The organism is Jannaschia faecimaris, from assembly GCF_900107415.1.
In the GTDB taxonomy this organism is placed as follows: domain Bacteria; phylum Pseudomonadota; class Alphaproteobacteria; order Rhodobacterales; family Rhodobacteraceae; genus Jannaschia; species Jannaschia faecimaris.
Genome location: NZ_FNPX01000011.1, coordinates 88,025 through 101,596, shown reverse-complemented (window position 1 = coordinate 101,596; position 13,572 = coordinate 88,025). Strand labels below are relative to the sequence as shown.

The 13,572-nt window shown below is 63.6% G+C and carries 13 protein-coding genes and 1 tRNA gene; 8 read left to right on the top strand and 6 right to left on the bottom strand.

Features of this window, described 5'->3' with window-relative positions; genetic code table 11:
• Nucleotides 1-209 precede the first annotated feature (209 nt).
• A tRNA-Ser gene (locus BLV27_RS12590) sits at nucleotides 210-299 on the bottom strand.
• 100 nt (nucleotides 300-399) lie between these two features.
• On the opposite strand from BLV27_RS12590, the gene BLV27_RS12585 reads away from it, so the two are divergent.
• The 6 genes from BLV27_RS12585 (at nucleotide 400) to BLV27_RS12560 (ending at nucleotide 6,808) form a co-directional block, all read left to right on the top strand.
• Nucleotides 400-1,392 (top strand): ArsJ-associated glyceraldehyde-3-phosphate dehydrogenase, encoded by a 993-nt coding sequence (locus BLV27_RS12585; RefSeq protein WP_092646494.1) that lies wholly within the window; start codon nucleotides 400-402, stop codon nucleotides 1,390-1,392.
• A gap of 1 nt (nucleotide 1,393) precedes the next feature.
• Nucleotides 1,394-2,602 carry an organoarsenical effux MFS transporter ArsJ gene (gene arsJ, locus BLV27_RS12580; protein WP_280140306.1) on the top strand — a complete coding sequence of 403 codons (1,209 nt, stop codon included), beginning with the start codon at nucleotides 1,394-1,396 and terminating at the stop codon, nucleotides 2,600-2,602.
• Between the two features lie 94 nt (nucleotides 2,603-2,696).
• The gene (locus tag BLV27_RS12575; protein WP_092646492.1) at nucleotides 2,697-3,299 is read left to right on the top strand and encodes a CDP-alcohol phosphatidyltransferase family protein; all 603 of its coding nucleotides are present in this window, start codon (nucleotides 2,697-2,699) and stop codon (nucleotides 3,297-3,299) included.
• 10 nt (nucleotides 3,300-3,309) lie between these two features.
• Nucleotides 3,310-4,512 (top strand): ABC transporter substrate-binding protein, encoded by a 1,203-nt coding sequence (locus BLV27_RS12570; RefSeq protein WP_092646490.1) that lies wholly within the window; start codon nucleotides 3,310-3,312, stop codon nucleotides 4,510-4,512.
• Between the two features lie 33 nt (nucleotides 4,513-4,545).
• The gene (locus BLV27_RS12565) at nucleotides 4,546-6,183 is read left to right on the top strand and encodes an ABC transporter permease (RefSeq protein WP_244504650.1); all 1,638 of its coding nucleotides are present in this window, start codon (nucleotides 4,546-4,548) and stop codon (nucleotides 6,181-6,183) included.
• The gene (locus BLV27_RS12560) at nucleotides 6,176-6,808 is read left to right on the top strand and encodes an ATP-binding cassette domain-containing protein (RefSeq protein ID WP_092646486.1); all 633 of its coding nucleotides are present in this window, start codon (nucleotides 6,176-6,178) and stop codon (nucleotides 6,806-6,808) included. Before BLV27_RS12565 ends, BLV27_RS12560 begins: the two co-directional genes overlap by 8 nt.
• Here the strand turns inward: BLV27_RS12560 and BLV27_RS12555 are convergent.
• Genes BLV27_RS12555 through BLV27_RS12540 form a run of 4 tightly spaced genes read right to left on the bottom strand, consistent with a single transcriptional unit; the run spans nucleotide 6,805 to nucleotide 10,987 of the window.
• On the bottom strand, nucleotides 6,805-8,805 hold the full coding sequence (locus tag BLV27_RS12555; RefSeq protein WP_092646484.1) for an ASKHA domain-containing protein: 2,001 nt from the start codon (nucleotides 8,803-8,805) through the stop codon (nucleotides 6,805-6,807). The genes BLV27_RS12560 and BLV27_RS12555 overlap by 4 nt on opposite strands.
• Before the next feature lie 3 nt (nucleotides 8,806-8,808).
• The gene (locus BLV27_RS12550; protein ID WP_092646482.1) at nucleotides 8,809-9,795 is read right to left on the bottom strand and encodes a methyltetrahydrofolate cobalamin methyltransferase; all 987 of its coding nucleotides are present in this window, start codon (nucleotides 9,793-9,795) and stop codon (nucleotides 8,809-8,811) included.
• The gene (locus BLV27_RS12545; RefSeq protein ID WP_092646480.1) at nucleotides 9,792-10,691 is read right to left on the bottom strand and encodes a methylenetetrahydrofolate reductase; all 900 of its coding nucleotides are present in this window, start codon (nucleotides 10,689-10,691) and stop codon (nucleotides 9,792-9,794) included. The genes BLV27_RS12550 and BLV27_RS12545 overlap by 4 nt, the downstream gene beginning before the upstream one ends.
• A complete protein-coding gene (locus tag BLV27_RS12540) occupies nucleotides 10,688-10,987 on the bottom strand; it encodes a virulence factor (protein WP_092646478.1) in 300 nt (99 codons plus the stop codon). Before BLV27_RS12540 ends, BLV27_RS12545 begins: the two co-directional genes overlap by 4 nt.
• A 237-nt stretch (nucleotides 10,988-11,224) precedes the next feature.
• Between BLV27_RS12540 and BLV27_RS12535 the strand changes: the two genes are divergently transcribed.
• Nucleotides 11,225-12,391, top strand: a complete 1,167-nt coding sequence (locus BLV27_RS12535) for a Ppx/GppA phosphatase family protein (protein ID WP_092646539.1) — start codon at nucleotides 11,225-11,227, stop codon at nucleotides 12,389-12,391.
• 39 nt (nucleotides 12,392-12,430) lie between these two features.
• Nucleotides 12,431-13,180, top strand: a complete 750-nt coding sequence (locus BLV27_RS12530; RefSeq protein ID WP_092646476.1) for an RlmE family RNA methyltransferase — start codon at nucleotides 12,431-12,433, stop codon at nucleotides 13,178-13,180.
• Here the strand turns inward: BLV27_RS12530 and BLV27_RS12525 are convergent.
• On the bottom strand, nucleotides 13,177-13,389 hold the full coding sequence (locus BLV27_RS12525; RefSeq protein ID WP_092646474.1) for a hypothetical protein: 213 nt from the start codon (nucleotides 13,387-13,389) through the stop codon (nucleotides 13,177-13,179). The two genes, BLV27_RS12530 and BLV27_RS12525, sit on opposite strands and share 4 nt — an antisense overlap.
• Nucleotides 13,390-13,572 lie beyond the last annotated feature (183 nt).

The window sequence follows — 13,572 nt, the reverse complement described above, 5'->3', positions numbered from 1 at the left end:
AGCGCAGCATCAGTCAAGATGGGCTCCAAGCAGGCATTCGCTGCGGTGCGAACGCAAGTCCGCTTGCGGCCGATCAGGTTGCAACGATTTCGCGAAGCCTAGAGCTCGATACAGGAGTTCATACAAAACAGAATGGTGGGTGAAATGGGGGGCGATCTGGAATTGGGTCTAATTAAGGTTCTGATAAATATATAATTTATGCCAAGAACTGGCAGAAGCGGTGGGATTCGAACCCACGAGACGCTTTCACGCCTGCCGGTTTTCAAGACCGGTGCCTTCGACCGCTCGGCCACGCTTCCACTCGGCCCGTGGCTACACTGCGACGCAGCGCTTGGAAAGTGTCATCAATCTGTTACCGCGACTCCATAACAAACCGGCAAAAATGCGGGAGTGCGTGGGGTGAAGGTTTTTGTCAACGGTCTGGGACGGATCGGGAAACTGGTCGTGCGCGACTTGCTGGATGCACCGGGCGACATAGAGATTGTTGGCGTGAACGACGCCGCTGGTGATGCATATCAGCACGCTCTCCTGATGGAATTCGATAGCGTTCACGGTCGCTGGACGCGTCCCTGTCACGCTGAAAACGATACGCTTCACCTAGGCGATGCGGCGCTTGCGTTCACCAGCCACTCCCGAATCGAGGATCTGCCCCTGGCGGGCGTCGATCTGGTGATCGACTGCACCGGCGTTTTCAAGACCGAGGAAAAGATCGCGCCCTACTGGGCAGCGGGCATCGGCAAGGTTCTGGTCTCGGCCCCGGTGAAGGGCTCCGAGGCGCTGAACCTCGTCTTCGGGGTAAACCATGACCGCTATGACGGCAGCCAGCGTCTTCTGACGGCCGCGAGTTGCACGACTAATTGTCTGGCACCCTTGATCGCGGTGCTGCGGGACGCGTTCGGTATTCGGCACGGCAGCTTCACCACAATTCACGACGTGACCAACACGCAGACCATGGTCGACCGCGCCCACAAAGACCCACGTCGGGCGCGTTCGGCGTTGATGAACCTGGTGCCGACGACTACGGGGTCGGCCAAGGCGATCATGGATATCTTCCCCGATCTGCAAGGGCGCTTGATGGGCCACGCGGTGCGGGTGCCGCTGTTGAATGCATCGCTTACCGACTGTGCATTCGAGATGGCAGGACCCGTAACTTCCGAAGGCGTGAACGACGCGTTTCGCACCGCCGCGAACGGGCCGATGGCGGGCATCCTGGGGCTGGAAGACCGCCCACTGGTGAGTTCGGATTTCCTGAACGAGCGCCGCTCAGTGGTGATCGACGGGCCGTCGACTGTTGTCGTGCAAGACACCCATTTAAAGCTCTATGCGTGGTACGATAACGAATTCGGCTATGCCGTTCGACTGGCCGATATTGCCCGCATGATGGCATCCTGACGTGACTGACTGGCGTGGCTATGGCGCTGTGACTGGGGCCTACTGGGCCTTTATGCTGACCGACGGCGCGCTGCGGATGCTCGTTCTGCTGCATTTTCACCGCCTGGGATTTTCGCCGCTGACGCTGGCCTGGCTCTTCCTGCTTTATGAAGTTGCGGGCATCGTCACAAACCTGGTGGCCGGATGGTTGGCAGCACGTTTCGGCTTGGCCGCGACATTGATCGCGGGTCTGGCGCTACAAATCGCCGCTTTGGTCGCGCTGACGCAGCTTGACCCCGAATGGGCGATGGCGGCTTCGGTCGGCTTCGTGATGCTGGTGCAGGGGGCTTCGGGCGTGGCCAAGGACCTGACCAAGACGACATCGAAATCGGCGGTGAAGATGCTGATACCGGCGGGGCAGGGCGCGCGGCTCTACACTTGGGTGGCGGCGCTGACCGGGTCGAAGAACGCGGTTAAGGGAATGGGGTTCTTCCTTGGCGCGGCATTGCTGGGCTGGATCGGCTTCGTCCCCGCACTTTGGTCGATGGCCGCCGGTTTGGCGCTCGTCCTGCTCGCGATCATCGTCTTCCTTCCGTCGGGCCTGACCGCGAGGGTCAAGGGGGCGAGGTTCAGCCAGGTGTTCAGCAGGGACCCCCGGATCAACGGTCTGTCGCTGGCGCGGCTGTTCCTGTTCGCCGCGCGCGACGTCTGGTTCGTTGTCGCGCTGCCAATCTGGCTTGCCGGCTATCTTGCGACGGGGATGGAGGCGGAGCGGGCTTTCTTCCTGACCGGCGGATTTATGGCGCTGTGGATTGTGTTCTACGGTGGGGTTCAGGCGTTTGCCCCGCGATTGGGCCAAGGTACACCCGGCCGCGCGCTGGCTTGGGTGTGCGGGTTGGCACTGGTGTCGGGGGCGTTGGCGCTGATCGCGCTGCGCGGGGCGGAGGCGAGTACGTTGACCTTGGGTGGATTGCTGGTGTTCGGCGCGGTCTTTGCCGTCAATTCGGCGCTCCATTCCTTCCTGATCCTCGATTTTGCGGGGCCCGACCGGGTCACGATGGACGTCGGTTTCTATTATATGGCGAACGCGGGTGGGCGGTTGTTGGGCACGGCGCTTTCGGGTCTGACGTATCAGCTGGGGGGCCTGCCCTTGGCGCTGGCCACGTCGGCGGTGCTGGCTGCGGCCTCCGCCTTGGCAATCGCGCGGTTGTGCAAGCCGTTGCAAGGCTGAAGTCAAGGCTGTTTAAGGTCACGGTCTTGTGCCTTGCACTGCCAACCGTGACTGTGCACGAGGCCTTTGGCACGCAATTTGCGCGAAGGACCGGATGCTCGACCGTTTTGTACGTCCCTATATCGATCCGCCGCTGAACCGGTTTGGCCGCACCCTTGCCGGGGCCGGAGCGACAGCTGACGGTGTTACTTTGGTCGGGTTCGCAGTGGGCATCCTGGCGGCTGCCGTGATCGCGTTCGGTGCACCCGGCTGGGCGATACTGCCGCTGCTGGCGTCGCGCGTGCTGGATGGTCTTGACGGGGCCGTTGCCCGCGCCACCAAGACGACGGATTTCGGCGGATACCTCGATATCTGGTGCGACTTTGTCTTCTACGGCGCGGTGCCTTTCGCGTTCGCCCTGTTGGATCCGGCCAACGCGATGGCGGCGGCATTCCTGCTTTTGTCGTTCTACGTTAACGGGGCCAGCTTCCTTGGCTATTCGATCATGGCCGAAAAGCGCGGCCTGTCGAGCACGGCGCAGGGCGTGAAATCCCTCTTCTATTCCGCTGGATTGCTTGAGGGCACTGAAACAATCGTTTTCTTTGCCCTGCTCTGCATTCTGCCGCAGCTTTTCATTCCGCTGGCCTGGATATTCGGATCCCTGTGCCTTTTCACCGCCGTGGCCCGCGTGGCCAATGCACGTAACCTTTTGACCTGAGAAAACTAGAATGCGCCTTGCACTGACCCTGATGGCCACCCTGGCCTGGCCCGCGACCACGCTGGCTGAAACTCCACCCGACGTCGCCGATTGGGACGCCGTGACGCAGCAGGCAAAAGGACAGGCGGTTTACTGGCACGCCTGGGGCGGATCCACCGCGACGAATGACTTTATTGATTGGGTTGGCGACCGCGCGCAGGAGCATGGTGTTGACTTGCAGCACGTCAAACTGACCGATACCGCCGATGCGGTCGGCGTCGTCCTGAACGAGCTTCAAGCCGGGATCGAAGAGGAGGGGTCCGTTGACCTCATCTGGATCAACGGCGCGAACTTCGCCGCGATGAAGGAGGCTGGGCTGCTATTCGGTCCCTTCGCGGAGCAATTGCCGAATTGGCAATACGTCGACGTCGAGGACAAGGGCGTTCGGGCCGACTTCACCGTCCCGACCGAAGGATATGAAAGTCCTTGGGCCATGGCGCAGTTGGTCTTCGTCTACGACAGTGCACGGGTCGAGACACCGCCTGCATCTGCCGCAAGGTTGCTGGAATGGGCGCAGGAAAATCCGGGGCGCTTCACTTATCCGCAGCCACCTGATTTCCTGGGGACAACGTTTCTCAAGCAGATGCTGATTGAAATAGTCGAGGATGCGGAGCGACTGTCCAAGCCGGTTGGCGACGATTACGACGATGTTACCTTCATGCTGTGGGAGTATCTTGATCAGCTTCAGCCCCTGCTGTGGCGGCAAGGGCGCGCCTATCCGGAAAACGGCCCGCGCCAGTTCCAGTTGATCAACGACGGTGAAGTGGACATCGCACTCAGCTTCTCCCCCGGCGAGGCGACGACCGCGATCGGAAATTTTGACCTGCCCGAAAGCGTGCGCACCTATGTGCTGGATGGGGGCACCATCGGAAACGCCAGCTTCGTTGCCATCCCGGTCAACGCGAATGCCAAGGCGGGTGCGATGGTCGTTGCCAACATCATTCTGTCGCCCGAGGCGCAGGTGCGTGCGCAGGATCCGGCGGTTCTGGGGTATGGCACCGTACTCGACATGGAAAAACTGCCCGCCGACGACCGCGCGGCGTTCGAGGCGCTGGACCTTGGCGTTGCGACGTTGTCGCCAGAGGAATTGGGCCCAGCCTTGCCCGAGCCGCACCCCAGCTGGGCCACGCGCCTGTCCCAAGACTGGGTTGCGCGCTACGGCATCGCCGACTGATTCCGCGCCGCCTTGCTGCGCCCTGTCCCGCTTTTGACCGCACTGGTCCTGTTCGGACCGGTCGTGTTCGGCCTGATCGGTGCAGTCCTGCCGGCGTTCGGGTTGCTGGTGCCGGGGGCGGACGCGCCCTTCGCCAAGGCGTTGTCATGGCCGGGGTTGCCGCGCGCCTTGATGGTGTCGGTTCTTTCGGGGGTACTCTCAACGATCGGGGCATTGGGCGTCACCGTACTTATCTTGGCCGGATGGCACGGGACACGTCCTTTTGCGTGGCTTGAAAGGGTATTGTCGCCCCTGCTGGCGGTTCCGCATGCGGCCGCCGCCCTTGGCATTGCATTTCTTGTTTCGCCATCGGGCTGGATTCTGCGCATCCCCGCCGGGGTTCTGGGGTGGGAGCAGGCCCCCGATTTGCTCATCCTCGGCGACCGGTGGGGCCTGTCGCTGACCGCGGGCCTGATCGCCAAGGAGATGCCGTTTCTCTTGCTCATGGTGCTGGCCGCCATGGGCCAGGCAAATGCCGCGCCACGTCTGGCGGTCGCGCGCAGTCTGGGGCAGGGGCGCGTGGCGGGCTGGCTGAAGGCGGTGTTCCCCTCGGTCTACGCTCAGGTGCGCCTGCCGGTGCTGGTGGTGTTGGTCTTCGGCATGACCAACGTTGATGTTGCCGTGATCTTGGGGCCGTCAACTCCTACGACGCTGTCTGTTCAGGTCACGCGCTGGATGACAGACCCTGATCTGTCGGCCCGCGCAGTGGCCGCGGCAGGCGGTCTGATCCTGTTTGGCGCGACACTTGGTGTTCTGGGCCTTTGGCTGCTGGCCGAACGTCTGGTGGCGCGACTTGGCCGGGCCTGGATCTGGTCGGGTGTGGGTCTGCCGGAACGCGCGGCACGCGGAGCGGGTCTGACGCTGGCCGGTGGATCGGCAATCATGGTGCTGGCCGGTCTTGCCGCGCTGGCGATGTGGTCAGTCGCGGCCCGCTGGGCCTATCCCGACATGCTGCCCGAGGACCTGACCTTGCGCAGTTGGATGCGGTTCGGTCCGGATATGATGGACACCGCGCTTCGGACCTTCGCCATTGCGGTGGCGGCGACCCTCGCTTCGCTCCTCCTCGTGATCGGGTGTCTGGAGGCCGAGGTGCGGCACGGCCTCACGCTCAGCCAGCGCGCGCTCTGGCTGCTCTACCTGCCGCTGCTGGTGCCGCAGGTGACGTTTCTGCCCGGGCTGCAACTGCTGCCGCTATCGCTGGGGATCAGACCCTCGCTCTGGCTGGTTCTGGCGGGGCATGTCGTCTTCGTCTTGCCCTATGTCTTCCTGTCGCTTTCCGGTCCGTTCCGCGCGTGGGACGTCCGTCTTGCGCGGGTGGCGTCGGGCCTCGGGACCTCGCCGAACCGTATCCTGTGGCGCTTGCGGATGCCAATGCTGATCGGTCCGGTTCTGACCGCGACGGCGGTGGGACTGGCCGTTTCGATCGGGCAGTATCTGCCGACACTCCTTCTGGGTGGGGGACGGGTCACAACACTGGTGACGGAGGCCGTCGCGCTATCGTCGGGCGGGGACCGGCGGGCCATCGGCGTCTGGGGTCTGGGGCAGGCGTTGGCAGCACTTCTGCCGTTCGCGTTGGCGCTGGCTGTTCCTGCGATCATCTTCCGCCATCGCTGGGGGGTGCGCCATGTCTAAGGGACTGCATTTCCAAGGGGTCCGCATCGCGCATGGAACAACCGCGTTGTTGTCGGTGGATACGGTCGTCGCGCCGGGCGAGGTGCTGACGGTGATGGGACCATCCGGGTCTGGCAAGTCGACCTTGCTCAACCTGGTGATGGGGGGGCTGGCCCCGTCGTTCCAGACAACGGGGTGCATCTCTCTTGATGGGCGCGACCTGACCGGGGTTCCGCCGGAGGCACGCCACATCGGCATCCTCTATCAGGATCCGCTGCTGTTTCCGCATCTCGATGTAGCGTCAAACTTGGCCTTCGGCCTGCCGCGTGGTTGCAGCCGCGCCGCGCGTCGCGAAATGGTCGCGGATGCGCTGAAGCAGATCAATCTCGACGGCTTCGGCCCCCGTGACCCGTCAACGCTGTCGGGGGGGCAGGCGGCGCGCGTTGCACTGATGCGGACGCTGCTGTCACGGCCCTGCGCGCTGTTGCTGGACGAGCCATTTTCCAAGCTCGATACCGAACTGCGCGCCCAGATGCGGGAGCTGGTCTTCGGACGCGCCCGCGACGCGGCGATTCCAGTCGTTCTGGTGACACACGACGAGGCGGATGCCGCGGCTGCGGGCGGAGAAGTGATCCGGTTGGATTAACGCCGTCGGCGCCGTCCTTCAGACGCGATGTTCCAACTGACGTCCGGCAGGGTGAGTTCTGCAAACAGGTGCGGGAAGGGGGCTGTCGCATGCGGGATAGCGTTTGCCGCGACGAAATGCTCCTGAAAGCGGGGGGCGACGGCGGTTTCGATCTTCTCGATCTTGCGCACCAGCGCCTCGATATGCGCGCGAGCACCCTTGTTGCACAGCGCCATTCGCGCCCCGTGCCCGGCGGCATTGCCCGCGCTGGTGATATGCGACAATTCCGCATCGGGGATCATGCCCAGAACCATCGCGTGCTTGGGTGAGATATGCGCGCCGAAGGCCCCGGCGAGCGTGATCTTGTCGAGGGTGTCGACGCCCGCTTCGTCCATCAGCAGGCGCGCGCCCGCATATAGTGCGGATTTGGCCAGCTGGATCGCGCGGATATCGCCCTGCGTGACATGGATTCGCCGCTCGCCGTCTTCCCACAAAAGGTAGGAATGCGTCCGCCCCACCAATTCGCACCTTGAGGTGCCCACCTGCACGGGCGAACCGATCAATCCCTTGCTATCGACAATGCCCGCCATACGCATTTCGGCCACCGCCTCGATGATGCCGGAACCGCAGATGCCGGTGATGCCGCTGTCTTTGGTGGCTTCTGCAAAGCTCGGATCGTCGGACCACAGGTCGCTGCCGATGACGCGGAAGCGCGGCTCCTTCGTCACGGGGTCGATCTCGACCCGCTCGATGGCTCCCGGTGCCGCGCGCTGGCCCGCGCTGATCTGCGCGCCTTCAAACGCGGGACCCGTAGGCGAGGAGCAGGCAAGCAGGCGCTCCCGGTTGCCCAGAATGATTTCCGCATTTGTACCGACGTCCACAATCAGGGTCATCGGATCGTCCTGATCCGGTGCCTCGGCCAAGGCGACGGCGGCGGCATCGGCCCCGACGTGACCCGCGATGCAGGGCAGGATGTAGACGCGCGCGGCTACCGCCACGGAAGTCAGGCCGACTTCGCTTGCCGAAAGGCGCAGTGCATCGGACGTCGCCAGCGCGAAGGGAGACTGCCCCAGCTCTACCGGGTCCACACCCAGCAACAGGTGGTGCATCACGGGGTTGCAGACGATCACCGATTCCACGATGTCGCCCGCGTCGACACCCGCCTCTGCGGCAAGTTCGACGGCCAACTGGTCCAACGCGTCGCGCACCACGTTCGTCATCTCGACGTCGCCGCCGGGGTTCATCATCGAGTAACTGACCCGGCTCATCAGGTCTTCGCCAAAGCGAATCTGCGGGTTCATCACACCGCCCGAGGCGCGCACCTTGCCGGTGGTCAGGTCACACAGGTGCGCTGCGATGGTGGTCGAGCCCAAGTCAATCGCGAGCCCAAGCAGCGGCGCTTCACGCAGGCCGGGATAGAGCGCGGTAATGCGGTTCTCGTCATGGTTGACGGCAACGGTGACTTGCCACTTCCCGGCGCGCAATACGGGCTGCAATTGCCGCAGAAGCGGCAGCGCCACACTCAAATCGTCTAGGTTCCACTGCGCGCGAAGCGCATCGCGCAACCGCTCCAGGTCGCCCGAGGGCGCGTCCATGTCCGGCTCTTCCACGGTAACGAAATGCAGACGCGTGGCCGGGTCCATCACGATGGGGATGCCGTTGGCCGCCTTGCGGACCACCTGCCGGTGCACCTGGCTTTCGGCTGGTACATCGATCACCACATCACCTTGAATCGTCGCCTGGCAGCCCAGCCGCCGACCCGGTTTCAGGCCTCGCTTCTCGTCGTACCGCCGCTCAACCGAGTTGAAGTCTGACAGGGCACCGGGCTGAACCGTGACGCCCAACTTGGAAAACGACCCTTCACCCGGCTGCACCTGGCACTTGGAACAGATGCCGCGCCCGCCGCAGACCGAGTCGAGGTCCACGCCCAACTGCCGCGCTGCCGTCAGGACGGGTGTGCCTGTCAAAAATCGCCCGCGCTTGCCGGACGGCATGAAGATGACGTGGTGATCGGTCATGGTCTACGCGCGGCGCCGCCCGCCACGTCTCCCCCCGGTGCGCGCGCCCGAAGCGGCGGCGGCCTGCGCGGCCTCGGCAAAGGTCGCACCCTCCTTCATCGCATCCATAACGCGGCTGAAGCCGATCCATTTCCCGCCGTTCGGGTCATGGTTCATCAACATGTTGGCGGCGTTCACGGCCTCCATCTCGACGGCCCGCACGGGGTTCATGATCGCGGAGGTCATTCCCGCGCCAATTGCCATGGGCAGGAAGGCGGCGTTCACGCCGTGCCGGTTCGGCAGGCCGAAGCTGACGTTCGAAGCACCACAGGTCGTGTTCACGCCCAATTCCTCGCGCAGGCGACGGACCAGGGCGAACACCTGCTGTCCGGCCGTCGCCATGGCGCCTATCGGCATGACCAAGGGGTCGACCACGATATCGTGGGCTGGGATGCCGAAATCGGCGGCGCGCTCCACGATCTTCTTGGCGACAGCGAAGCGCACGTCCGGATCTTCGGAAATGCCAGTGTCGTCATTGGAGATGGCGACCACGGGAACGTTGTATTTCTTGACCAGGGGCAGAACCAGCTCCAACCGCTCCTCCTCCCCGGTGACGGAGTTCAGCAGGGGACGCCCTTCGGCGGCCTGCAACCCGTTCTCCAGCGCGCCGGGCACCGAGCTGTCGATGCACAGCGGCACGTCGACGATGGCCTGCACCCGTTCGATCAACTGCTTCATCAGCATCGGCTCGACGAAGTTGTTGTCGGCGTAGCGCGGGTCCTGCGCCATCTTGTTGGTGAAGACCGCGCCTGAGTTGATGTCGAGCACCATTGCCCCGCAGGCGACCTGCTCCAGCGCGTCACGCTCAACCGTGGAGAAGTCATCCATTTCAAGCTCGGCGGCCAGTTTCTTGCGGCCCGTCGGGTTGATCCGCTCGCCAATGACGCAGAACGGCTCGTCAAATCCGATGACAACGGTCTTCGTCTTTGATTCCAATACGGTACGGGTCATTCTTCATCCTTTGCATGAGCATTCAGCCAAGTGGCTGATGCCTTGATTCCGCCCAGCGGGAAAATATGCACCGAGGCGATGTTGAAGTCGGGATTGGCAGCCTTGTGCGCGGCCAGATTGCTCAGGATCTCCGTCGGCTCATAGGGTAGCAAGAGCTTGGTAACGTCCATCGCCCGTTTTTGCAGAACCTTCAGCGAGGGGCCAACGCCGCAGGCAATGGCGAACTTGATCAGCGTTTGCAGTTTGGCCGGACCCGCGATCCCGATATGAACCGGCAGGTCGATGCCGGCCGCCTTGATGCCATTTGCCCACTCGATCACCGGCGCGGCGTCAAAACAGAATTGCGTGGCGATGGCCATTTCGGCATCCGTCCGATTGGAGAATTTTTGTTTCCAAGAAAGTGCTTCCGAGACGTTCTTCGTGCTGCCGTCGGTGTCTATGTCGCGGTTCCCCTCCGGATGACCGGCGACGTGCAAGCGCTTGAACCCGTCGAAGGCACCGGACTCCAGCAGTTGCATGGAGGTTTCGAATTCGCCCACAGGCTGGGCCAAGCCGCCGGCCAGGATCAGGCCCTGATCGACGTCCGCCTCGTCGCGATAGCGGGCGATCCAGTTGTTGAGCGTGGCGCGATCACGGATGATGCGCGCGGGGAAATGGGGCATCGGGTCCATGCCTTCGCGGCGCAAGCGTGCGGCGGTCGAGACCATCTCCTCGATCGGGGTGCCATCGATGTGCGCGATATAGACGCGGGTGCCATGGGGCAGGATCCCGGCGAAATCCTCGACCTTCTCGGCGGTGCGCGGCATGACTTCGATCGACGCCCCCTGAAGGAATGCGGCCAGTTCGGCGGACTTCGGGGCAGGTGCGACAGCCTTGCGGAACCCCAGGATGCTCATTCCTCGCGCCCTCCAGCCAACGCGACGGCCCTGAGCCGCTCCGGTGTCCATGCGGCCTCCAGTTCGGCGGCGCGGACGGCGGCAACATCGGTATCGGGTGCATCGACTACGTCTTCAGGGACCTTGCGCCAGTCGGCCAGGTAGGCGTCCGTTTCGGACGCGCCCGAGCGCATGGCGGCGCGGTCGATGGCCTGTTCGAACCTTTCGGACAGCTGCACCTTGGCGGCGCGGCGTCCCTTGCCGACGATGACCTGCGCGGGGATGTCCCGCCAGTAGACGACCGTGATCTGGCCCATGTGAAACTCTCCTCGACCTGTCCGAGGTATATGGCCGCCGGATGCCCGGGAAGGGCACGATGGCGACTTCGCGCCTTCCGATGACGACACTTCGACAGTCGAACACAGCGTTACGCCAGCCTTTGGCCGGGGGCGAGGGGGAGCAGCCGTCAAATCCTTCAACTCCGACATGAAGGTGGCTTGTATGAAGCGGACCTGAAATGTAGCGTGATCTTAACCAAGCATGCGGAGGCGGCGATGCCACCGGAAGATCCGGCCAACGGGCCGAGGTTCGACGCCGGTGCCCCGCGCATCGCCGGACCCGCGTCCGTGATAAGGCCCAACCCTCACGTCCGTCCGACGGGCGATAGACCAGACCCGGCGGAGCTCTATGCGGCGCTGGACCTTGGGACAAACTCCTGCCGGATGCTGATCGCACAGCCCAAGGGCAGCCAGTTGCACGTCGTGGACAGTTTTTCCAAGTCGGTTCAGTTGGGCAACGGGCTGGAGCAGTCGGGTCGGTTGTCGCGCGCCTCCATGGCGCGCACGATTGGCGCGCTGAAAATCTGCCGTCGCAAGCTGGAAACGCACGACGTCCGCCGGATGCGGCTCATCGCGACCGAGGCTTGCCGTCGCGCAACCAATGCGACCGAGTTCATCGACCTTGTCCACCGTGAGACGGAACTTCCGCTGGAGATCATCCAGCCCGAGGAGGAGGCGCGTCTGGCGGTCGTATCCTGTGCGCCGCTGGTCAGCGCGAAGACCGAACAACTGTTGGTCGTGGACATCGGCGGCGGATCGACCGAACTGGTCTGGATCGACCTGACCCGAGTGCCCCGTCATGACCGCGCCCGGGCGATCATGCGCCTGCACGCCGGGTTCAAGGGGGCGGCCGACGATCCGTTCCCCCGCGCCAAGGTCGTCGACTGGATCAGTATTCCGCTGGGCGTTGCCACGCTCAAGGACCAGTTCCGCGATGTGACCGACGACGCCGCGCGCTTTGCGCTGATGTCCTGGCATTTCGAGGAGTGTCTGGCCGAATTCTCTCCCTATGCGGACGCGGCGGGCGACGCTGACCCGGGGTTCCAGATTGTCGGGACGTCGGGCACCGTGACGACCGTGGCCGCGACGCACCTGAATCTGCGCCGGTACGACCGCAACAAGGTGGACGGGCTGCGCATGACGACACAGCAGATCGACAAGGTGATCCGGGGCTATCTGGCGCAAGGGCCCGACGGTCGGCGGAGCGATCCGCGCATCGGGCGGGATCGGCACGCGCTTATCATGTCGGGCGCGGCGATCCTTCAGGCGCTGCTACGGGTCTGGCCGACAGATCGTCTGTCAGTCGCCGACCGCGGCCTGCGAGAAGGTCTGCTCTATGCACAGATGTCGGCGGATGGTGTGCTGGACGACGGACCGCTCTGAGGGCTTTCGATCCGGTTCAAAGGGGGCTAGGGCAGCGATATGGTCAAGAAACCCACAAAAGGCGTCAAGTCCGGCAATGCCTCCGGACGCGGTTACCGCGATCTTACCGTCAAGGTGAAGACGGCGCGCGGGCGTACGATGTCATCCAAGCTGTGGCTGGAGCGGCAACTTAACGACCCTTATGTCGCCCGCGCCAAGGCCGAGGGCTATCGCGGGCGCGCGGCGTTCAAGATCATGGACCTGGACGATAAATATCACTTCCTGACGCCTGGCGCGCGCGTGGTCGACCTGGGCTGTGCACCCGGCGGCTGGATTCAGGTGGCCGTGCCGCGCATCAATTCGTTGGGCGAGAACCCCAAGAAGAAAATCGGCCGCATCATCGGCATCGACTTGCAGGAAGTGGAGCCGATTCCGGGGGCCGAAATCCATGTGCTGGATTTTCTGTCCGAGGGGGCCGACGACATCATCAAGGGGTGGATCGACGGCGAAGCGGATGTGGTGATGTCCGACATGGCCGCCTCCAGTTCGGGACACAAGCAAACCGACCATTTGCGGATCATTGCGCTTTGCGAAGCGGCGGCCGAGCTTGCCTTCGACGTGCTGGCACCCGGCGGGACCTTCGTTGCCAAGGTTCTGGCAGGCGGCGCGGAGGGGGAGTTGCAAAAGCAACTCAAGAACAACTTTACAAAAGTCGCCAATTTCAAGCCGGGGGCCAGTCGTTCGGACAGTTCTGAAAAATTTGTCGTGGCACAAGGGTTTAAGGGGCGTGGCTGCGACCCGGATGCCTAGGCTTCGCCCGAATTTCCTTCATCGCGCGGTGGCGTAGCACGCCGGCGGATGCGTTGCTCGTCGATCGCAAAATCATCATCGGGACGGCTGGGAATATCATAGCGGCTCCTCTCGCGATCCGGTTGCGGCTTGGCACCGATCGGTCCGAAGCCCTCCGTCATCGGGTCCGTCGGTTGCTTGGGTTTGGGGCTGAGAGGGACATCGGTCATAAATATCTCATTGTTTGGGACGGGCGTGGCCGTTCGGTGCACTCGGGCCCTGGGGCCTCTTGCTTAACTAGGGTGAAACGCTCCAACGCGCGGACGGGTCCATTGAACGGTCCGGAAAGATCGTCGCATCTGCGCAAATCCCGTCCGAAGGTCAGGCGCAACGCGATGACATCCGGGCCCGGC